A 21467-nucleotide genomic window follows, 5' to 3' on the forward strand; every position below is an offset into this window, starting at 1 on the left:
TCGCCGTGTCGTTATTCTTAGCGGCTTTGCCGCTTAGAATAAGGCTCAGCTTTGAGATTTTCGGTGCACTTCCGAAAATCTCAAAGTGATGCCCACAGCGAGCTCACCCGCCACACGCAACGCAGCCCGCGGCCAACGTTGGAACGGAATAGTTGCTGCAGCAATCTCACCACGCCCCAAGTAGCGGCAGTAACGGCCAAGCCGCAACCGCTACGCTGGTTAAGCACAGCTGATTTTGGAAATACGTTTCACAATGACGAGCTGCGGCGACTGGTTATTCCCCGGAGCATTGCATTTCTGTGGTCAGTTCGCTAGAATTGGATTAACCGAATCATTTGAATATGGAGGACAAGCGATGACATGGCTGAAAAAGGTTCCTAACGGTTGGCAGACACTGATTTTAGTGATCATTGAATTTCTATTAGGATTACTTCTGTTTTTTAGAGTCAACAAAATTTTTGGCTATACTTTTTTTATTGTCCTATTCTTAGCGACGATCGCATATTTAACGCTGATCACTTGTCGTGTCCACAAACAGCGGATCACAGATACCCTTAACTATATTTTGGCACTGGCGATCTGGACGATTGCGTTTGGTCAGGAATTTCTAAGTATGCACGCGGTTTTTTCTATGGCTTTGATTCTTGGCGGAGTCATTTTGATCTACACCTTGATCGTGCGCTCGCATTATTATGCGGATGCTGACTAGTGCGTGTCTGAAAAGTGCCCCGTGTGGCTAATCTTTACTGGCTCAGCCTCTGATAGACCATGGATTGAGTTTTCTGGTCAATGAATGGCGTTTAAAAACAATGGCTCGCTTAACTATGAGCCGGCTACTCTCCCTAGTTCTTTGGAACTGGGGATTTTTTTTAAACTTGCTCAATCACCCAGCGTTGCGCACGCGATTTTTTGTAGATGATTTCCAGCATTGGTTCCGAAGACGAGCTACTTGAGCGATGGACTCCACATGCTGCTAAACTATTTTAAAAAACCTTGTAATGGGAAATCGGCTAAATAATTATATTTTCTCTAATAATCGTTGTTTTTTTGTAATCGTATATTATAATCAAATTATTCACATAAAGCGCTTTCTGCTTAGTGGTCATGTATCTGTAATTGGAGCTGCAGTGATTCGATCAATAAATCGGTGGGTATTACTCAAATTTTATACTAATGAGTGTGACGATCGATCTGGCGTGGCTATGGGAAAAATATACACGGTCACCAAAGATTTGATAAAGATCATTCATAAATCATTGGTAGTAACGTGGTTTGGAGAATATCATGTTAAAAAAATACACTGACTTTCGGGTGCTTTGGTCAGGCCGATTGATCAGTAATATTGGTGATAGTATTTACTCGATCGTCCTTTCTTGGTTTATTCTGGAACAAACTAAATCGCCTCTCTGGGTCGGCATCCTCAATGCGGCGATCTTCTTACCTAACTTACTCTCATTTCTGTTTGGTCCCTTGATCGACGCGAAGGGGAAGAAACAGTTGTTGATTTTGGCCGAGATTGGACAATTGGTTCCGATCTTGATCATTGGGGTCATGATCGGGACGAAATTCAATAATGCCTACTTGACCTGTGGACTGGTGTTCATCGCTTCGCTATTTGGCATGAATGTCTACACGATCCAAGATGCTTTTGTGCCAATGCTGGTCAAGGAGCAAGATCTACCAGCGGCGCAAACCTATCTGTCTTTTGCCTATGATGGTACGGAATATCTTTTTAACGGAATCGCTGGGATCTTGCTGAATGTCATGTCCTATTTCTCATTGATCATGCTAGATGTGGTCAGCTTTATCATTTCGATCCTGACGTTTTCGAGAATCAAGGATCCTGGGACCGTCGCGGTTGCTGCTGAAGATGCGTCTGAAGAAGAAATGGTGACACCGACCAAAGTTTGGGATGGTTTCAAAATCATCAAGTCAAATAGCGTTTTGTTGACGTTAACGATTTTCAGTTTAGTGATCAATGTATTGTTCGGCGGCATCAATGTTTATCAGATCCTCATTGCTAAAGCGTTAGGTAATGCTAGTTATTTGGGCTTGTTGGCTGCACTGGGCGCTTTAGGCACGTTGATCGGCAGTTCGCTAGTGGCCAATCTGTTATTTAGAAAGCTGAAAGCAGGTACTTTAACGATTGTTAGTCATGCTTTTATCGCATTGGCTTTTGGATTATCAGCGTTATTGTATGATCATAGTTGGTTGTTCTTCGCTTGCTGGTTCTTAGGTTTTTGCGGCCTAGGTGTAACGCGCGTGGTCCAAACTCCGATTTTTCAGAAATTGGTGCCTGTGGCCAAAATGGGAACGACGATGGGTGCTTTTTACACGTTATCAGTGGTCCCCTTGCCGATTGGGTCTTTAGTTTTTGGTTGGCTCGGCAATAAAATGTCCTCGGCGACATTCTTATATGTTTTCGCGCTGGGCTTCTTGCTTGCGTCATTGGGTTATTTCCTGAACAAAAACATGCGCAAGCTTTCCTTTGATTGAGTCATGAGATCACTGATAAGGAGGTGATGGATATGTGTCTTTATCTTCTCTGTGATAAATGGTAAGCCCCACGAGGCGACGTGTTTTGCGCGTGGCCATCGTGGGAGTCGCTTACCATCATTATGAAGCGGACAGACGAATCAGTCTGACCGCTTCTTTTTTGGTCTGCTGGCGGTGGGTCGTTGCTCAGGGACAGCTGTTTCTCAGTGGCCAGACCAGGACATTTTTCGAAAAAGTTCAAAAAACCACCGTTCGTTTTAAGCGAAACGGTGGTTTTTGAAGCAATAGCTTTGATGATCAGTTGGCTTTTTCTCGAGTTAGTTTTGGTAGATAGAGGAAGATCACTAGGCCGATCAGGAAAAGAATACTCAATGAGCCAGCGCCAATGGTGGATTTTCCAGTCCATTGGGTGACGATACCAACGATCACTGGGCCAAGGACTGCCGAAAATTTCCCCAGGATATTGTAGAAGCCGAAGAATTCACTACCTGATTCTTTTGGGATCAGTTTTCCAAAGTAAGAGCGACTCAGGGCCTGGATCCCACCTTGGCTAGTGCCGATCAGCACGGCCAGGAACCAGAAATCTGCGACAGACTTCAGGAAAAACGCATAGATACAAATGAAGAAGTAGATCACGATGCCTGTCAGGATCCCGACCCGTGTTGAGGTTTTATTAGCCAACCAGCCAAATAATAATGAGAAGGGGAAGGCAATCAATTGAACGACGAGCAGGACCATCATCAGCATGGTGGTATCAACGCCGATATCCATTCCGATCGAGGTCGCCATGGTGAAGATCGTATCAACCCCATCGATATAGAAGAAATAAGCGACGAGGAACCAAGCGGCGGCTTTATATTGACGAATATGTTTCAAAGTTTCCCAGACCCGCTTGAAGCTATCCACAATCGGATTTTTGTCAGGCTCAATGGCGTAGACTTGTTGAACATCCCGCAGGATCGGGATATAGAAGATGACCCACCAGATCGCGGCGAGCACGAAACTCCAACGGGCGACCCCATAACTGGATAATTGACCGAATCCTTTAGTCAGTTGTAAGACCAAGAACAAAATAAAAGCGAGTACACCACCTAAATAGCCAAAACCATAGCCATAGGAAGAAAGTTTGTCCATTTCGTCGTCGGGGGCGACATCGGTCAAGAAACTGTCGTAAAACAAATTCCCACCTGAATAGCCGATGATCGAGAGAATGTAGACAAACAGGAGCCATTTCCATTGATTAGTTGGGATGAAACTTAAGGCGGTGGTCATGATGATCCCTAGCCAGGCAAAGCCGTTGAGCATCTTCTTTTTGAAGCCGCGGTAGTCTGCTAACGCGCCTAAAACAGGCGCCAGTAAGGACACTAATAACGTGCCAATACTATTGGCGTAACCCCAGTAGGCTGTCGAATTGGCTGCGCTGACCCCATTATCTTGGGCGACTGCCTTGAAATAGACGGGGAGCACCGCCGTGGTGACGATGATGCCATACCCTGAGTTGGCCCAGTCATAGAAAACCCAACTCCATTGTTTTTTATTTAACCGCATGTTCTTCTCCTTTTTGAAACGTGTTCGCCGACCTAGCTTTTCTGGAGTCATCAATATCGAATTGATGACCACTAGCCATGGTCGTCATTTGCGTGGATCCCCATCAATTGACCATAGCCTGTCAGTCGGCGTGAGTGCTCAAACGGCTGTTATAACGTTGAGCGGCTGGAGCGGAGAAATTCGGGGTGAGATCGCCGTGAAATTAAATGAGAGCGTGGAACACAACGGGGTGCTTTTGAGCACGACTAGCGATTTTGCTGGATTGATGCAATCAATCCAGTGAAATTGCGTATCGGCGCAGAAAGCAGTTGTGTGGAACGCGTTTTTGGCGGCTTTGCCGTTTAGGATAAGGCCTGATTTTGAGACAAGCCGCGCACTTTGCGGATTGGCTCAAAACAGCGCCCACAGCGAGCTCACCCCGAATTTCGCAGCGCAAGCTGCGGGCATGATAGCCGACCTGGGCAGCGCTCACTCCCTGTTTTTGATTACGTCGTCTAAGCAGTGCCCTGCCAGTGGTTCGGGGAATTCAACGCCTAATAGTTTGGCGAATGTCGGGGCCTCGTCAACTAAATTCGCGTGTTCAAGTGTGACGCCGGCAGCGACTGCGGGGCCGTTGAACAAAATGGTTGTCTGATAATCAGGTTTGTCAGGATCATAGCCATGAACGCCATGATAACGATCGGGAGTGCCTAAGGTGGCAGGGTCCACCGCTTCAACCACGGCTGGCCGTTCACTTTCGTCAGTGAAATAATAGCCTTCTTTGGCTTCGACCATTAAAGTGCAAGCTGGATCCGCACCGCGTTGGAGCGCGGCTTTACGCCGATAGATCTTTTCGACACCTTCGACTTGACCGATCACTTGTTGTAATTGAGCCAGATCGTTGAAGTTTTTCGTGTAGATATAAGTACTGCCGTCACAAGTTTTGGCCATAACCGACCATTCTTTGAAGGTTTGATCGGCTTCTGGTTTGAGCCAGCCCTTTTGCGCGAAAAGCGTGTTGAGATGGATCATTTTGTTAACGTTGATCTGGTAGTGGTCGCCGAGAACGACAAAATTAGTATCTTCATAATAACCACCATCTTTAGTTGCTTGGATCAATTGTGCGACCTGCTGATCCAATTTACGTAATGCGGCCATGGCCTCTGGTGAACGCACGCCATAGCGATGGCGCATACTATCCATGGCGACCAAGTGGATCAAAGTCAGATTTGGTTTTTTATTTTTTAAAGTATCCACTGCGCAAGCTGTCAGAAAAGCATCTAATTGTGGCTGTTTGATACCTTGACGCATTTTGCCATATTTGCGATTCAATTCCAAAATAAACAGCGGTGAACTGGCCTTTAGTGAGACAAGGACCTGATTCGTCCAAATTCGATTCGGGAAAATCTCGGCTAAATTATAGGTGATCTTACTGCCTGCGGTGACGGGCCAGAGAAATGCGGCCGTGGTCAAGCCTTGTTGACGGGCCAAATCATACAAGGTTGTTGATTTAACGTCTTTTTGATACCAAAACCAGTCAGGCGAGCGTCGTTCTGGTTGGATCTTGGTATTATTGACGATGCCGTGAACGCTGGGATATTGGCCCGTGATGATCGTCGTGTGCGACGGATAGGTCAAGGTGGGATAGACCCCTGTGACTGACTTGGCCCAAGCGCCGGTTTGGATCAGTTGCTTCAATGTCGGCAGTTCATCCATGTGTTCGCGTAAATCGCGATAACCCAGTGAGTCCAGTGAAATAATGACCATATGCTTATTTGCCAAGCTCAAAACTCCCTTACTTTTAATTATTCATGGGTCAATTATACGCTTATTGACTCTCAGATGTAAGGTGGCAAGTCTTAGAGCTTGACGAATCTTTGTCAATAACGGCGCGTTTTTTAGGGGTGGCTCACCTTTTTGGGGATTGTGGCCCATGAACGCCGAAGCAGCGTTTGACCGCAGCGACGCGACCGTGGGCGATTTGACGTTCTAGCGAACCTGTCAGCCAAAGACGTCGCCGCGCTAAGTCGACTTGTTTAACATGGGCGGGATTGACCAAAAGACTGCGATTGACTTGGAGTAGTTGGGGATAGGCAAAGGCAAAATCGTTGATTTTACCACAAAAATCGGTTTGACCATGATTGAAAATCAACGCTAAATGGTGAGGAATCATTGAGGTTTCCAATAAAATAACATCGGTCAAATTCAAATTGAATATTTGACTGCCAATCGAAAAACTAAAATTAGTCTGTTGGGCCTGTTGTTCGGCAGCGATGCGCGTCACAGCAAGGTCGATCGCCGCCATCACTTTGACTTGAAAATCTTCGAAGGGTAGATCCTTGGCAATATAGGCCAAGGGTTCGATTTGGCGTGCTAGAATTGCTGGCGCCAACTCCTGATAGCTGGTGACAAAAATGATTTTGGCCAAAGCGTCTTGTTGACGAATCCAACCGGCCAAATCAAGCCCATCCAGGCGATCATGCAAATTGAAATCAAGCAAATAGATCCCCGCGTGAGGTTGTTGACTTTGACAGCAGGCCATCAATTCAGCTGGCGTTGTCGTGAGTTTTATTTCCGCCTGACCGAGACCGTGGAAAAGGAAAAAGTTTCGAGCAATTTGCTGCAAGTTCACCGCTTGAGCGCGCTCATCTTCGCAAATAAACAGACACTGACTCATTGGGCTACCTCCGCAAGATCGATTTTGAGATTGACAGTAAAGGTGGTCTCGCTTTGTTGGCAATAAATGCTGACGTTGGGATATTGCTGACTGATTTGGAACGCGTTAGTCAGACCCAAGCCCGCGTGGTTCGATTTAGTCGAGAAACCCAGTTGACTCATCTCACCGAAGGAGGCTTGACTGGGCTGACAAGTATTAGTAATGATCCATTCGCAATAGGTGCTGGTTTGGTTGACTTCAATTTGAACTTTAGGTTGTGGCATCGTTTGGGCCGCCTCACTGGCGTTATCGATAAAAATCCCCAAAAGGCGTAGAAAATCAAAAATTTTTAGTGGCAATTCTGTTAGTTGATGACGACATTCAAAATGACTGGCAATTTTATTCTGACGCATTTGATAAAATTTGTTGAGGAGCAAGTTTTTTAAATACGGATCTTTGACATTGGCCAAGTCATTTTGTAGTTCAGTATGGGGATCGATCTGTTGGGCGGAATACGTCGTCAGCTGCGCCAAATAAGCCTGTAGCTCGGCGTTCTCGCCACGATCGGTCAAGCCTTGCAAGCTGAGTAAGATGTTCTGATAATCGTGTTTGAATTGGCGCAATTGCTGTTCAGACGTTTCTAACTCTGTGATGTAGAGTTGCGTTGTGGCCAATTGCTGCTGTAGAAGCTGATTCTCATATTGCTGGCGCTGTTGCTTACTGATGTGAAGCAGCAAGAAAACCATCAAAATGAATTGCCCAATCATAAAAATCAATAGCCCGGTCAATAGCTGTTCATAAGCATGGAACAGTTCGCTACAAATCAATAAAAGTAAAAAGCTAAAGCAGAAATAGCCCATCAAAAGAGTGGCATTCACTGAACTGTGTTGCAACAGCTTTTGCTGGAATTTGAAATGGTTCAGGATCACTAGAGCGGCTCCTAGCAAAATGACGATCAGGATCACTTGGAACCAGTCAAACAGACCACGACTATCATTGGGAGCGATGAAGGGGGACGTCAACTCGTGAGCGATCAATGTACAGGTAGTGACTAACATAAAGCTGAGCAGCAAACAATCGATGACGAGCAAACGTTGTTGGCGCGCTCCGTGAAAACAAAGGACAACACCGATACCCCAGGCGATCGTGGCGTAATTGCCAAATAAACCGATCAAGACTAGGGTAGGCAACAGCAATAGGGTCAGGGACAACTTTTGTCGCCGGGTGGTTTGTGGGTAGAACACCAGAAAAGTTCCTTGATAGCAAAGTAAAATCAACAAGGAACGCCATAAGTAGAACCAAGAAAATGCCATCGAGATCACCTTGATATTATCATTATTTCACTAAAATAATTATGCCACAAAAAGCCGATCAAGAGTGAAAGCATCCTCAAGTTTCAAAATGTCGTCTTCAAATGGCTGTGGCTGATCCATTGGGCCAAGTCCACCGCAACTTGATTGCTGAGTCTTGACTTGTGGCTTGTGATTCGTGTGAAAAAAGTGGATTCAAGTCGTTTATTGGTGGATTCGTGCTTGTTTGGCACGAAAACCGCCTGACCGCTCTATGCTAGAGATGTTCTCGAAGGTAGCGAACTTCTTAAGGTAAAGGAGGTGAATCATAATGGTTGATTATGGTGAACAGAAACGGGGTTGGGCGTTTGCTAGTTATTTGCTTTATTTTCCGATCACTTTTTTAGGGTTACAGATCAGTTCAGGGCAGGCAAGCAACTGGTTACTCCTAGTGACGGGGTTGACGCTGACCCTAACGGTGCTACTAGTTCTGGTTACTAAAAAGGTTTTACGGCAGCAACTAAAACACGTTGCGCGATCACAGCTGGTTGGTTTTATTTTCGCGGCGTTCTTAGTGGCGATTTTGCTATTTGGCCTATTAAAGGTGATCAATGAGCGCTATCCTTTTGTAGCTGGGCGTCAGCTGACCGTGGCTGGTGTGGGTTGGCAACTGCTGATCATCGTTGATAACTTGTTGTGGCCGTTGGCGACGATCATCGCGGTTTTTGTCATACCAGCGCTTTGGCTGGCGCAGAAGCAATGGTCACACTGGTGGAGCGCGCTTGTTCCATTGTTGATTTGTCTGTTGACCACGCCGATCCAGCAGTTCGGTCAGCAATTCCTGATTGGGCTACTATTCTGGTGGGGGCTTTGGCTGGCGTATCACCTGAGCCAAAACTGGTTGTTTACGCTTGTGGTTTGGTATGGCTGCTGGTTCTTGACGTTGTTGTTACCATTCTTTGAAATTGGCGGCTAATAATGAAGAATATGAAAATGAGTTTGATGATGGCAATTACTTTATTATTCGGTTTCTTGGCCAGTGGTCAGGTAAGAAACAATCCGGTTCGGGTAAATGCAATGACTGCTATCGAAACTAATGATTTGGAGATCGAATCCGTAGATGATTCTGAAAGTGGTCAAAGCTATGAGGTCGATGAGGCAATAGTTTTTCAAAATAGGATCAAACGTGATACGCCGGCATGGCACCTCGAAAAAGTGCATTCGTCAATTACAAAGGGAAAGCGCGTTTATAAAGGAACAATTACCAAAAAAGCTGGCACGACAATCGATCTATCTTATTCGGTTTTGGATTCAACTTCAGCGTAGGAGCCAGTCATAGCGTTAGTGGCAAATTTAAGCACTATGATTTTAGTCGTGCTGTGCGCAACTGACTTCTGTGCTTAGCTACGCTATGGCTCCGGAAGCAAAGTGCGGTTTCCAAATCCATAGCTAGGCTAATGCTCAAGGTCAACCCGTTGCGCTCCGCACTGGGATCAATACGCAACGGCTCATATAACTGGTCAAAAAATTGAAAATGGATCCGGCCATAATTTGGGAGTATTTTCAAGCACTGCCAACGTTGGCTATGATGTTTACGTGGCCATTTGACTGTTTACCGTTCAAAATTTGGTACTGCTGCTCAGCAGCCAGACCTGATCATTGCCACGAAAAGGGCGCATTCAACTGATGAACGCGTCCTTTTCGTGATTGCGCGGCGGCGGCGCTGGAAATGAAAAAAACGCCACATTTGGGGGCAAACGTGGCGACAAGGGTTAGTTTTTTGGTTGCTGCGATTTCTGAGAGGTCTCCGCGGCAACCGTGGTTTTTTTACTAGGGAAGACCCAGAGGCGCATAAAGACAAAGTTGAACGGAATCGTGATCAATAGCGAAATTAGCGGGGCGATGCGCGCGTCCAACCCCCAAATGTTGACCCACAGGTGAGGCACATACATGCTGATCAGCATGGAAACGCCGTAGGTCGCATAGTACTTGAACAAAGTCCAGGCGCTGAAATGCTCAGCCTTAAAAACAAATTTAAAGTTCAGGTAGATGCCGAGGATCGAAGTTAATAAGAAGCCTAAACCGTTAGCCAATGACGGCCCGATTTGGCGATAGGTTAGATAGTAGATCGCCAGGGTCAAAAGCGTGTTCAAGACGCCCACTAAGCCGAATTTGATAAACTGTTGGACGATTTTTATTTTTAGCAGGCGGGTAATCAGATTGTCTTTTTTCATGATGGGATCACTGTCCTTGTTGATGTTGACGAAACGTTATTTGCTGCGGTCGCACAAAGTTAGTAACCAATCCATTGACTAGCAATTGCTTTGATCGCATCATTGCATCGAAAAGCGGTGGCGCAATTACGCTAGCAGCTCTTAGGTGGCCGCGCTAACATTGCTAAGTATAACATTGACAATTTGCTTTTGCAGTATCACCAGGGGAAGATTCTGTGAACACCGCGACCTTGCTGTGACGTCGGTGGGGAAACATTGTGCTTTAGCGTCAATCTGCTAAAATATAAGCATGGAGTGTGAGGCTGATGGTGGATACAGCAATGATTTTGGAACAACCTTATATTACGATCACGAATATTATTTGGAGCTTTGATCGACAGACCGGGCAACTTCAGGTGCTACTGGTCCAGCGAGCAGGTGAGCCGGAGACCGGTCGCTGGGCATTGCCTGAAACGTTTATGCGCGCTAATGAAAGTGCTGATGAAGCGGCGTTACGTCTGATCAAGGAAAAAATTGGGCTGAAGCTGGCGGCATTTCATACGGAACAGTTGGCGACTTTTACAGATCAACGCCGGTCAGAAGGGGCGCGCGCATTATCGTTGGCTTATATGACCTTTCTGCCAGAAATGCCACCGTTACAGGCTGGCTACGGCGCCTTGGCGGCACAGTGGTTTGCGGTGACCGCGCAGCCAACGCACTTCCAATTGCACCATGGTGCCTTAGAATTTGCGACCGCCGCAGTCCTGAACACAGAAAATTATTATCAACAGTTACGTTTGCCAGAGACGATGGCGCATCTTGCCTTTGATCACGAGTGGATCATGGCGGTGGCTTGTTCGCGAATCAAAAACAAATTGGATTATCAACCTAATATTCTCTTGGTTTTAGGGGATAGTTTTACTCTGAAAGAAGCGCGCACGGTTTATGCCGCGCTTTTGGGGATCGACGTTCACGCCATTGACAATTCGAATTTCAAGAAAACCCATCAGCATTTATTTGTTGAAGTGGGAACGGTCAGCCAGCGCACGATCGGTCGACCAGCCAAGTTATTTCGTCTGGCGCGGGTTCAGGATTGAAATTTATTGATCAGAGGTGTATGGTTACTTTAGTTGGATAAAAGTATCAAATACTTTTTTATTGACTAAATAAAAGTAAAAAATACTTTATTGCTCGAATGCTTTTTTCTTAATCATCCGGACAAAATCGTGTAAAGGAAATGAGTCCAATGAAACAAACAATCAAAAAAATGTCAGTTTCAACATCCGGATCGCGGCGGCCACGGGTCATCGTAGTCGGGGCTGGGTTGGCAGGTTGTTATTTGGCCACGCGCCTGCAAGACTGCTGTCAGGTGATCTTGGTGACGAAAGGGACGCAACAAGAGAGTAATTCCATGTTGGCTCAAGGTGGGATCGCGGTGGCCTTAGATCCAGGTGATTCACCACAACAACATGAGCAGGATACATTGGCTGCAGGTGATCACCACAATCGGAAAGCGGCAGTCGCGCAGTTAGTTACTAACGGGCCGGTAGAAGTGCGACGGTTGATCGAAGCTGGCATGCAATTCGATCGAACCGCGGCCGGAGCTTTAGCTTTTGGGTTAGAAGGGGCTCATCATCGCCCTCGTGTCGTTCACGCGGATGGTGATCAAACTGGCGCGGCGGTCACGAGTTTTGTTCAGGGACAATTGGCAAAAACGATCCAGTGGCATTGTCAAACCACAGTAGTCCGTCTTTTAACGAAACAAAATCGTTGTATTGGCGTTGTTGTGCGTGGGACCTCTGGGCAATTGCAAGAATTATTTGCGGACGCCGTCGTTTTGGCTACTGGCGGGTTAGGGAATCTTTATGATTTTACGACCAATGATGGCACGGTGACCGGTGATGGGCTGGCTTTGGCGTTGCGAGCCAAGGTTGAACTAACCGATATGGCTTTCGTTCAATTCCACCCAACTTTATTGTCTCTTCAAGGAAAGTGCTACGGCTTGGTCACTGAAGCGATCCGGGGTGCAGGTGCGGTCTTGGTTGACGAGCAAGGGACTCGGATCATGGCGCAAGTACCACAACAAGATCTGGCGCCGCGAGATGTAGTCGCGCGGCATTTGGCGGCGTGGCGAGCTAAGGGACATCAGACTTACTTAGATATCAGGGCAGTGCCTGATTTTGAGCAACATTTTATCGGGGTCACAGCTAATTTAGATGCGCATCAGGTGCCTTTCCGCCAAACGAAGTTGATCCCGATCCAGCCAGGCGCCCACTTTATGATGGGCGGGATCAAAGCAGATCTTATGGGGCAGACTTCTTTGCCAGGTTTGTGGGCGATCGGCGAAGTGGCTTGTAATGGGGTGCATGGCGCTAATCGCTTGGCCAGTAATTCATTACTAGATTGCTTAGTCAGTGGGGCCAAAGCCGCCGAAAATATCATTGAAGTTACGTGTCAGTTGACCAGCCCGACTACTGAAAATGTTACTGGATCAATTGGTGTTGCGACTGCTGATTTTGCTGAAGCGCCACAGACGGAGCCGGTCAAATTACCCGAGCTAGCCGCCTTACAACATCAAGCGTGGACCAATTTAGGGATCGAACGGACGCATCATCAGTTGCATGGCTTTTTACGTTGGTTGGCCCAGTTCGATGCAGATACCTTAGCTCCTGAAAAGTTGACGGCCGATCAAAATGTGATCGCCAATCTTTGTTTATGCGCGGCGGCGATCGCGCAAGCGGCCTTGGCTCAGAGCAAAAGTTTAGGCGCGCACCATTGGCGGGAGGTAGATAAAAATGAATCCTGTGCAAGTTGAGCGACATTTACGTGATTTTTTGGAAGAGGATCTGGGCTTTGGCGATGTTAGTGGTAGCTTCTGGGGTCAAAATCAGGTCAGTGGTTTTTTGATCGCCAAGCAAGCGGGGATCGTTTGCGGACAAATGCTGCCCCAGCAGGTTTTTGATTTACTAGGGGCTGAACAGCAAGCGGCGTATCATCCTTTGGTGGCTGAGGGAACCTTGGTTGGGGCCGGTACCAAATTAGGTCAGGTCAGTGGTGGTGCCGCAACGATTTTGGCAGGTGAACGGGTGATCTTGAATCTGTTACAACGAATGAGCGGTATTGCTACCGCGACACAAGCGGCTGTTCAGGCGTTGAATGATCCATTGATCCGAATCGCGGATACGCGAAAAACGCTACCGGGTCTACGGATATTTGATAAATATGCGGTGACCGTTGGTGGTGGAGTCAATCACCGCATGGGTCTGGACCACGGATTGATGTTGAAAGACAACCATTTAGCGGCGGCGGGCGGTGTCGCGGCGGCAGTTCGCCAAGCTAAGACCCAAGCCGGGCCATTATTACGCGTTGAAGTCGAAGTGGAGACGATCGCCGAACTTCGTGCCGCGATCGCTGCTGCCGCCGATGTGATCATGTTCGATAATCAAACACCGTCCACCGCCCGGCAATGGGCCCAATTGGTGCCAGCCACGATCTTGACCGAGGTGTCCGGTGGTGTGACTTTAGCTGATTTGCCTGATTATCGTGGTTGCGGTGTTGATTTTATTTCGTTAGGTTATCTGACCAATGATGTTCGTCCTGTCGATATCAGCTGTGTTTTTTCAGAGGCGGTGAAAGCATGATCTTAACGAGTTTACAGGAAAAAATAGCCTTCAACGACTATTATAATGAAGCGCCGACAGACCAAATCGCGCGCATCAAGCAGATCAAAGCTGACTTTGGTACTGATCTATTTTTAGTAGCGCATCATTATCAAAAAGATGAAGTCGTTCAATTTGCAGACGCTCAAGGAGATTCGTTGAAATTAGCGCAGATCGCGGCGGAGAATCATGATGCGCGGAAGATCGTTTTCTGTGGGGTCCACTTTATGGCGGAGACCGCTGATATTTTGACTGGACCGGAGCAACAAGTGCTATTACCAGATCCGATGGCTGGTTGTTCGATGGCAGACATGGCCAATTCCTATCAATTAGCACATTGTTGGCAAGCGTTGACCACGGAATATGGCCCTGAGATCATGCCGATCACCTATGTCAATTCTACGGCGGCGATCAAGGCTTTTGTCGGCCAACATGGTGGGGTCGTGGTGACCTCGAGCAACGCGCCACGGATCGTCGCTTGGGCATTGCAGCAGGCCAAACGTCTGCTCTTCTTACCTGATCAACATTTGGGCCGAAACACTGCTCTACAACTTGGCTTATCTGAGCGAGAATTAGGATTGTGGTTGGCTCAGGAGAATCGTTTAGCGGCGGTAGCACCGGCGCAAGTACGAGTGATCCTGTGGGATGGTTATTGTTCTGTTCATCAACAATTCAAGGTCAGTCAGATCACGGCATTGCGGGCGCAATATCCTGATGTCAAAGTGATCGTTCATCCTGAGTGTGCCCATGAAGTCGTGGCGGCAGCCGATGAGTTTGGATCAACGGCCGCGATCATCAAGTATATCCAAGCCGCACCGAAAGGCAGCCGGATCGCGGTGGGCACTGATAATAATCTCGTTGGTCGCTTGATCAAACAATATCCGGATAAAAAAATCATGTTCCTGAATCCTTTTTCTTGCTCCTGTATTTTGATGAATCGGATCGATCTACCGCACTTGGCTTGGGCAATGGACCAGATTGCTGCGGGTAAAGACGGCAACGTGATCAAGGTCGACACCCAGACCGCTTTTTGGGCTAAAAAGGCCTTGGCACGAATGTTGACGCTCAGTGTTTAGGAGACGATAAAATGATTTATTTAGATCACGCCGCGACCACGGCGATGAGTCCGACTGCTTTGGCGGTCTATCAGAAAGTCGCCCAAAACTTTTTTGCCAACAGCGAGAGCCTACATCAGGCAGGAACAGCGGCAGGACAGTTGCTTCAAGAAGCGCGGGGACAAGTAGGTCAGTTATTAGGTGTTGATAGTGAGGGGCTGATTTTTACCAGTGGTGGGACAGCAGCCAATCATCTCGGCATCGATAGTCTGGCCCATGGCACGAAGAAAAAAAGGATCGTGGTCAGCCCGCTGGAACATGCCTCGGTTTATCAGATCCTAACTTATCTTGCGACTAACGAAAATTATCAGATCCAGTATTTACCCGTTAACGCGCACGGTCATGTCGATGTGGCGATCTTACGTCAAGCCCTGACACCTGACACCGGATTGGTCGTGATCCAAGCGACTAATCCGATTACTGGATTGAGTCAACCGATCCCGGAACTTGCGGCCGTTGCTCAAACTGCCGGAGTGCCTTTGTTTGTTGATGCGGTCCAGGCCGTTGGTAAGCAGCCGATCGATTTGCACGCTGTTGCCGGGTTTAGTGCCAGTGCACACAAATTCAATGGTCCCAAGGGCTGTGGTCTCCTCTATTTGGCGCCAACGGTCCTGGCCAGTGGTCCGTTCCACCCAGTCTACCAGCAAAATGGGTTTCTCCCCGGGACACTGGACACACCAGCAATCTTGAGTATGGTTACGGCCCTGACTGAAAGTTGTCAGCAGCAAGCAACGAGCCTACGCCAGTTGCAATATTTGAAACATTATGTTTTAGCGCATTTACCACTAGGATTGACTGCGGTTGCGCCGCAAAGTGAGTTTCCTGGGATCTGTGGCTTGCTCTTGCCCCATCGTCCTGGTCAGGAGGTCGCAACGGTTTTGGGACAGCAGGGTATCTGTGTGTCTACTGTTAGCGCTTGTAGTCTGAAAGATCCGCGACCGGATCCGGCATTGACCGCGTTAGGCTATTCCGCCGAAACTGCAGATCGTTATCTGCGCGTCTCCTTTGGCCCAGAAAATACCACAACTGAATTGGATCAGCTTTTGGCAGCTTTGCGCCCCTTTAGTTGTTGAGCCAGCATAAGGGGTGCTGAAAAATACGGACCGTACTTAAAATAAAAAGTCGCTTATTTGAATTTTTGCTAGCTTGGAACGAATCAAGATGATATCGACGGCGCTGAGACTGCCCCGTCGATATTTTGCTACGGGGGCGCTTCTGACTAGGCTAAGCGCAAGAAGCTGGGTCGCGCAGCACGTTTCAAAAAAAAGAAGCGGTCAGACTGATTCGTCTGACCGCTTCATAATGACCTCTGAGAATGGATCTTGGCGGACTCGAACCGCTGACCTCCTACATGCGAAGCAGGCGCTCTCCCAACTGAGCTAAAGACCCGAATAACAGTTACCATTTTAACGCAAAAACCTCAGCTTGCCTAGTCCTAAATCATAAATAGTTCTAGACTGAGCTAAAATCACATGAAGTCATACTTGCAAAGAGAGGCAAGATTAATTATACTGAGATTCACTTACTTAAAGTTCGTCAAATAACGATTTGGAAAAGCCACTTTTAGATATTGACCGGGGGAAGAAAAATGAAAACAGAAAGGTTTCAAGCGTTTAGCGATGGTATTTTTGCCATTTTGATCACGATCCTAGTTCTTGAGTTTCACTTACCGGATTATCAGACCGGGCATTTGCTAGCGGCTTTGTTGAAACAATGGCCGCTCTTATTATCCTATGCCTTTTCTTATTTCTAGGTGGGGACACTTTGGCTATTTCACCATGATTATTTCAGTTTATTGGGACGGATCGATCGCGGTGTTAATTTGCTTAATCTTTTGTTGCTTTTTAGTGTGACCTTGATCGATTACCCCATGTCGTTAGTTGCCGCCACGCTCACCAGCGGCAATCGGGCGGATCTGCGAACGGCATTTATCATTTATGACCTAGTCGCGCTTTTTATTTCGGCGACTTTTTACTTGATGTATCTTTATTTGCAGCATCACCGGGAATTGAAACGCACGCAGGTCAAGACTGATTTTTTTGAAGCAATCAAATTGGATCCACTTCGTAGTGTGAGCATTTACACTTTGGCGATCATCACCACATTTTGGTCACTGTGGCTTGGCGCTATTCTGCTAGCTAGCGGGATCATTTTTCATTTCTTCGCGTACTTACATTTGAGCCGCCAATTGGCCCTAGTGCCAGCCGAAGAAAATAGCCCGCAACATAAATGATCGTTGGGGCGTGCGAACTGAATCTTCTTGGTGGTGGTCGCTTGCTCGCTGATCACCTAGCTTTGTTGGAATCAGCGGTCGTTTCGGCTGCATTGCGGGGAAGTGGGCGTTCGGCTTTGGTCACGCTGAACCAATTCATGAAGCCGTGGTCGATCTCGGTCAACTTGAAGTCAAAAGGCCCGATGGTAGTGGTTGTACCCACAGTCAGATCAGGATAATTCTCCATGAAAAAGCCGCCCAGTGTAATAATATCCGACTCTTGAAAAACATTTAATTTATTGTGGAAATAACGTTCAAAATCGTAAAGGGTAGTTTTGCCGCTGACTTTGACGGTGTCGTCCGCTTGCTTGATGATATATTCATCGGAAACATCATCGATCTCATCATGGACGGATCCAAATAATTCCTCATAAATATCTTTATCAGTAACGATCCCACTAGTACCGCCATATTCATCGACCACGACGACGATCGGTGTTTGTTTTTTGATCATTAAGTCGAGGATCTGATGGATCGGCATACTTTCTGGCACCGTGATCAACGCCCGTAAGATCCGGCTGACGCCAAGACTACTGTCATTTTGATCTTGTTGAACAATGTCGTGAGCGTAAACATAGCCGACCAGATTGTCCTTGTCATTGTCGCGGGTCACCAGTAAGCGACTATAACCTTCAGAAAGATAGACATTGAGCGCTTCGTGGACAGTTTGCGAAACATCGAGTACGGTCAACTGGGTCCGGTCGGTCATAATATCTTTGGCGACCCGGTCATTTAAATCGAAAGCCCGTTCCATATAGAGCAGGTCGTTTTTATCTAGGCTGCCGCCGGAAACTGCGATTTTTGACAAATTGAGGATCTCTGATTGCGAGAAAACTTCATTTTCTTCAGAGGCGACCTTCAGTCCAAATAGTTTGACGATCCCACTGGCGGAAGTGTTCAATAGCCAAACGAATGGGTAGAAGATCATGTGGAACCAATAAAGCGGGGTGACGACCGCCATTAAAACACGCAGTGGCATATCGATACTAATGTTCTTAGGGACGATCTCAGTCAGGACGACTTCCAAATAGGTCAGCAGAACGACCCCGATCACGGCGCCCAACACATTGAGCGTTTTGCCAGTTGCGAAATGGGTCCAGCCCAGGAAATCGACCAACAACTGCTCGATCGTCGTTTCCCCGATCCAGCCGAGGATGATCCCGGTCAAACTTGTGCCGACTTGAGTCGTTGACAGATATTCATTTAACCGTTGGACCATATGCAAAGAGCGGGTCAATTTTCGCTGGTTGCCAGTATGCTTGGCCAATAGATCCTCGATTTGACTAGGCCGAGTTTGAACCAAAGCAAATTCAGCCGCCACAAAAAAAGCCGCGACAATAAACGTGATCAAAATAATCAAAAGATTTGTGGAAATCGTATTTGTATTCAAAATCAAGCCCCGTTATTCTAACATTGATGTGTGTTCGGTAAGATAAGCGAACCGAACAGTTTCATAACTGGTTAGCGCAGCTCGCTGGTGAAAATTTAGGTTGCTGTGGGCTAACTACCTCTATTCTAGCATTTTTGCCGGCTGTGTCATCTGTTGCGTGATCAGAAAATGTTTTCCTAGTTGGAAAAGTCGCGGGCCGATTTTCTTGACTGACCGTTATAACGCCAAAAATGTGTTTTTTGTTGCTAGACCCCTGTTTTGGTTGCTTGGCGTTATAGCGGAGGCTATAATGGAAGCAGACGATTTATTAGTTAGCTATGGGGTGAATGAACATGCAAGAACAGGCGCAACAACCATATACGCCGGCTGAATTAGCCGCGTTACTTCATATTAGTGTACCAACCTTGCGGAAATATTCGCTATTGATCGAAAAAGTTACCGACAATAGCCATTATTTCACACGAAACCAGCAAAACGTGCGGGCTTATTCAGAGAAGGATCTCCGCTCTCTACAAAAGTTGGCTGAGTTGAGTAAAGCACCAAACATGACCTTGCAGGTTGCCGCTGAACAGATCTACCGACCAGCGCAAACGCAGATCATCACTGGATTGAAGAAGAAACCGTTGACGAATACCCAAGAGTCAAATCCAACGGGGAATTTGATCCGTCAATTGGTCGATGAATTGCGGACGACGCAGCAGCAAGTCCGCAAACTAACGGCGCGGGTAACTGAATTAGAAAACAGTCAAAAATCCGTGCCAACAAAGGCCGCCGTCGATACAGCACCAACAGGGACAGCAATGGCGGCACCAGTTCGCTCGACAGGAACATCAGCGTCAGCGCGTCAGAACGTAGCGCCGCAAACCAGACCAGCTGAACAAACTACTTCAGCAACAACGCCTGAAGTCGCCGCCACAGATGTGATGACGACCAACAGTCAACTGAAGTTTACTGAGCCTCTCCCTAGCGATGATCCTCAAGCGGCTTCAGATGCGACCCATCATTTAGTTTATCAAGATGAGCCTCAGCCAGACGATCCCGGTGTCAAAGTCTATGATAAACCTCATGACTTGGCCGCGATGCAGGTGCCAGCCGAAAAGAAGCAGTCTTGGTGGCAGAAGATCCGTAGTAAATAAGCCAAGATACTAGCTTGACCAAATTAGATGTCAATTAGATAACAAAATCAACAACGTGACAGCAATTCTGTCACGTTGTTTTTACAAATAGCTGTTGGGCGGAAAGGTGTGGTATGATGACGATTCAAGCCAGCGATTCAGGCATCGCCGTGGCATTGACGGCCAGAGACTTAGTAGCGTTACAGCAACAGTTGCGACGACTCAATGAGTTTTGCCCTCAACACGAGTTGTTGATCGAATGGCGGTTGGACCAGTGGCATGATCTGACTGACTGGGCCGAGTTGCAGCAAGGCAACCGATTGATCCGAGCGGCGTCGCGCTCCCCGTTATTGATCACTTGGCGAACAGAACACGCACGGCAACAACCACTAGGAGCAACGGTCTATCAGGCGCAAATGAGTCAGTTTATGACGCGCTTATCAGCTGATTTATGGGATCTAGAAATTGCACGAGTATCACATCCTGAGGAGCTACGCCGATTGTTGTCCCAAGATGAACAAATCGTTTGGAGCCAGCACTTTTGGCAACCACAGTCACGCGCTCGCCTGCTGGCAGCATTGACCGCCGCCAGCACATTCGCGGGCCCGACTGACTTTTTGAAGCTGGCGACTTGGGCGGCCAGTTCTGAAGATTGTTTGAATCTCTTAGAGGCAACTTGGTGGGCCCACCAGCAGTTAAAACAGCCATTGATCACCATGGCAATGGGTCCAACCGGACGAATATCGCGCTCTCTGGGTTATTTATTTGGTTCCCGCTGGAGTTTTGGTGCCCTGACCCAGCAAGGTTCAGCACCAGGACAATTACCGTTGGCTCAATTGGATCAACAACTTTTGGCGTTAGAATAATTACTTTTCAGCAGGAAGGAGCTCTGATCATGAAACGATCAAAACGACTGTTTTTGTTAATGTTGCCGCTATTGCTATTGGCTGGTTGCCAAGTGAAAGACAATCAGCAGGTAACGACTTCATCAGCGCGATCAAGTAAGCAGGTGACAACATCTCAGAAAAAAGCCGCGGCTAAATCAAGCGCGGCCGCTAAAGAAAAGGCCGCGACCACTTTAGCGGAGATTCCTTTAGCCGGGACTTGGACCAATAGTGATGGTGTGATCTTCACTTTTGGTAATGATCGGCAATGGACTTATCAAACCGGTACTGACAGTGGAACGGCCGCGAAAATCACCGGGACCTACCAACTGGCTGGGGTGGTCGGGGCCGATGTGCTCTTAAAGTTGCATGGCCTAGATCAAGATATTGGCAATATCGGGAATTATCTTTGGCTGACCTTTACAAAAGATCAAAAGACGATCGACTTAGCTGGATTTGGTAAGTTTCAATTGGACGGCAACGCGACTGATCTGGCGATGACAGTCCAGATTCCGCACGCCTTTACGACCAAGCCTAAAACTTTGGCGCAATTATTGGTCGGGACTTGGATGGACACCGATGAGAATGCGACCGATGCCATCACGATGAATTTTGATCCTAACGGCAGTTATCAGCGTTATTTAAGCGGCACAAAACAGGTTGAGCAGGGCACCTATCAGGTTACCTTGAGCCATGACTCAACTGATCAGATCCAAATCAAATTACTAACGACGAGCGGTCAGGAGCAGCGGCTGAAATTCGGTAAGAATGGCGACTTTTCCCAGCTCACAACTACAGAGGGTGCTTCCACCACTTATGTGAAAAATTTGATTCCAGCTACCGTTAATTAG

General features: G+C 47.4%; 18 protein-coding genes, 1 tRNA gene and 1 pseudogene. 13 read left to right on the top strand and 7 right to left on the bottom strand.

Annotated elements, in window-relative coordinates; genetic code table 11:
• Window positions 1-355: 355 nt before the first annotated feature.
• Together OCU21_RS09045 and OCU21_RS09050 are read left to right on the top strand one after the other, a co-directional pair.
• Window positions 356-709: a hypothetical protein gene (locus tag OCU21_RS09045; protein ID WP_261807089.1), complete on the top strand. Its 354-nt coding sequence runs from the start codon at window positions 356-358 to the stop codon at window positions 707-709.
• A gap of 575 nt (window positions 710-1284) precedes the next feature.
• Window positions 1285-2496 (top strand): MFS transporter, encoded by a 1212-nt coding sequence (locus tag OCU21_RS09050; protein WP_261807090.1) that lies wholly within the window; start codon window positions 1285-1287, stop codon window positions 2494-2496.
• A gap of 297 nt (window positions 2497-2793) precedes the next feature.
• Here OCU21_RS09050 and OCU21_RS09055 read toward each other — a convergent pair whose 3' ends face one another.
• The 4 genes from OCU21_RS09055 to OCU21_RS09070 all read right to left on the bottom strand — a co-directional run bounded on the left by OCU21_RS09055 (window position 2794) and on the right by OCU21_RS09070 (window position 7992).
• On the bottom strand, window positions 2794-4044 hold the full coding sequence (locus tag OCU21_RS09055; protein ID WP_261807091.1) for an MFS transporter: 1251 nt from the start codon (window positions 4042-4044) through the stop codon (window positions 2794-2796).
• A gap of 468 nt (window positions 4045-4512) precedes the next feature.
• Window positions 4513-5790 carry an alkaline phosphatase family protein gene (locus tag OCU21_RS09060; RefSeq protein ID WP_261807121.1) on the bottom strand — a complete coding sequence of 426 codons (1278 nt, stop codon included), beginning with the start codon at window positions 5788-5790 and terminating at the stop codon, window positions 4513-4515.
• Between the two features lie 142 nt (window positions 5791-5932).
• Complete coding sequence (locus OCU21_RS09065) at window positions 5933-6700, bottom strand: response regulator (RefSeq protein ID WP_261807092.1); 768 nt, start codon at window positions 6698-6700, stop codon at window positions 5933-5935.
• On the bottom strand, window positions 6697-7992 hold the full coding sequence (locus OCU21_RS09070; RefSeq protein ID WP_261807093.1) for a sensor histidine kinase: 1296 nt from the start codon (window positions 7990-7992) through the stop codon (window positions 6697-6699). The genes OCU21_RS09065 and OCU21_RS09070 overlap by 4 nt, the downstream gene beginning before the upstream one ends.
• Window positions 7993-8299: 307 nt before the next feature.
• On the opposite strand from OCU21_RS09070, the gene OCU21_RS09075 reads away from it, so the two are divergent.
• Complete coding sequence (locus OCU21_RS09075; protein WP_261807094.1) at window positions 8300-8944, top strand: hypothetical protein; 645 nt, start codon at window positions 8300-8302, stop codon at window positions 8942-8944.
• Window positions 8945-8946: 2 nt separating this feature from the next.
• Window positions 8947-9294 (top strand): hypothetical protein, encoded by a 348-nt coding sequence (locus OCU21_RS09080; RefSeq protein ID WP_261807095.1) that lies wholly within the window; start codon window positions 8947-8949, stop codon window positions 9292-9294.
• A gap of 446 nt (window positions 9295-9740) precedes the next feature.
• On the opposite strand, the gene OCU21_RS09085 is transcribed toward OCU21_RS09080, so the two are convergent.
• Window positions 9741-10202 carry a GtrA family protein gene (locus tag OCU21_RS09085; RefSeq protein WP_261807096.1) on the bottom strand — a complete coding sequence of 154 codons (462 nt, stop codon included), beginning with the start codon at window positions 10200-10202 and terminating at the stop codon, window positions 9741-9743.
• Window positions 10203-10507: 305 nt separating this feature from the next.
• On the opposite strand from OCU21_RS09085, the gene OCU21_RS09090 reads away from it, so the two are divergent.
• The 5 genes from OCU21_RS09090 to OCU21_RS09110 all read left to right on the top strand — a co-directional run bounded on the left by OCU21_RS09090 (window position 10508) and on the right by OCU21_RS09110 (window position 16028).
• Window positions 10508-11278: an NUDIX hydrolase gene (locus OCU21_RS09090; protein WP_261807097.1), complete on the top strand. Its 771-nt coding sequence runs from the start codon at window positions 10508-10510 to the stop codon at window positions 11276-11278.
• 149 nt (window positions 11279-11427) lie between these two features.
• The gene (nadB, locus tag OCU21_RS09095; protein ID WP_261807098.1) at window positions 11428-12996 is read left to right on the top strand and encodes an L-aspartate oxidase; all 1569 of its coding nucleotides are present in this window, start codon (window positions 11428-11430) and stop codon (window positions 12994-12996) included.
• Complete coding sequence (gene nadC, locus OCU21_RS09100; protein ID WP_261807099.1) at window positions 12977-13822, top strand: carboxylating nicotinate-nucleotide diphosphorylase; 846 nt, start codon at window positions 12977-12979, stop codon at window positions 13820-13822. The genes nadB and nadC overlap by 20 nt, the downstream gene beginning before the upstream one ends.
• On the top strand, window positions 13819-14916 hold the full coding sequence (gene nadA, locus OCU21_RS09105) for a quinolinate synthase NadA (RefSeq protein ID WP_261807100.1): 1098 nt from the start codon (window positions 13819-13821) through the stop codon (window positions 14914-14916). Before nadC ends, nadA begins: the two co-directional genes overlap by 4 nt.
• 11 nt (window positions 14917-14927) lie before the next feature.
• A complete protein-coding gene (locus OCU21_RS09110) occupies window positions 14928-16028 on the top strand; it encodes a cysteine desulfurase family protein (RefSeq protein WP_261807101.1) in 1101 nt (366 codons plus the stop codon).
• A 243-nt stretch (window positions 16029-16271) separates the two neighbouring features.
• Here OCU21_RS09110 and OCU21_RS09115 read toward each other — a convergent pair.
• Window positions 16272-16344: transfer RNA gene (locus tag OCU21_RS09115), tRNA-Ala, on the bottom strand.
• Window positions 16345-16543: 199 nt separating this feature from the next.
• Here OCU21_RS09115 and OCU21_RS09120 point away from each other — a divergent pair.
• Window positions 16544-17188: pseudogene (locus tag OCU21_RS09120) on the top strand (TMEM175 family protein).
• Window positions 17189-17240: 52 nt separating this feature from the next.
• Here OCU21_RS09120 and OCU21_RS09125 read toward each other — a convergent pair.
• Complete coding sequence (locus tag OCU21_RS09125; RefSeq protein WP_261807102.1) at window positions 17241-18617, bottom strand: hemolysin family protein; 1377 nt, start codon at window positions 18615-18617, stop codon at window positions 17241-17243.
• 326 nt (window positions 18618-18943) lie between these two features.
• On the opposite strand from OCU21_RS09125, the gene OCU21_RS09130 reads away from it, so the two are divergent.
• The 3 genes from OCU21_RS09130 to OCU21_RS09140 all read left to right on the top strand — a co-directional run bounded on the left by OCU21_RS09130 (window position 18944) and on the right by OCU21_RS09140 (window position 21467).
• Window positions 18944-19753, top strand: a complete 810-nt coding sequence (locus tag OCU21_RS09130; RefSeq protein ID WP_261807103.1) for a hypothetical protein — start codon at window positions 18944-18946, stop codon at window positions 19751-19753.
• A gap of 113 nt (window positions 19754-19866) precedes the next feature.
• The gene (locus OCU21_RS09135; protein WP_261807104.1) at window positions 19867-20598 is read left to right on the top strand and encodes a type I 3-dehydroquinate dehydratase; all 732 of its coding nucleotides are present in this window, start codon (window positions 19867-19869) and stop codon (window positions 20596-20598) included.
• Between the two features lie 29 nt (window positions 20599-20627).
• Complete coding sequence (locus tag OCU21_RS09140; protein WP_261807105.1) at window positions 20628-21467, top strand: hypothetical protein; 840 nt, start codon at window positions 20628-20630, stop codon at window positions 21465-21467.

Origin of the sequence: Lapidilactobacillus luobeiensis, assembly GCF_024345205.1 — a bacterium.
Classification (GTDB): domain Bacteria; phylum Bacillota; class Bacilli; order Lactobacillales; family Lactobacillaceae; genus Lapidilactobacillus; species Lapidilactobacillus luobeiensis.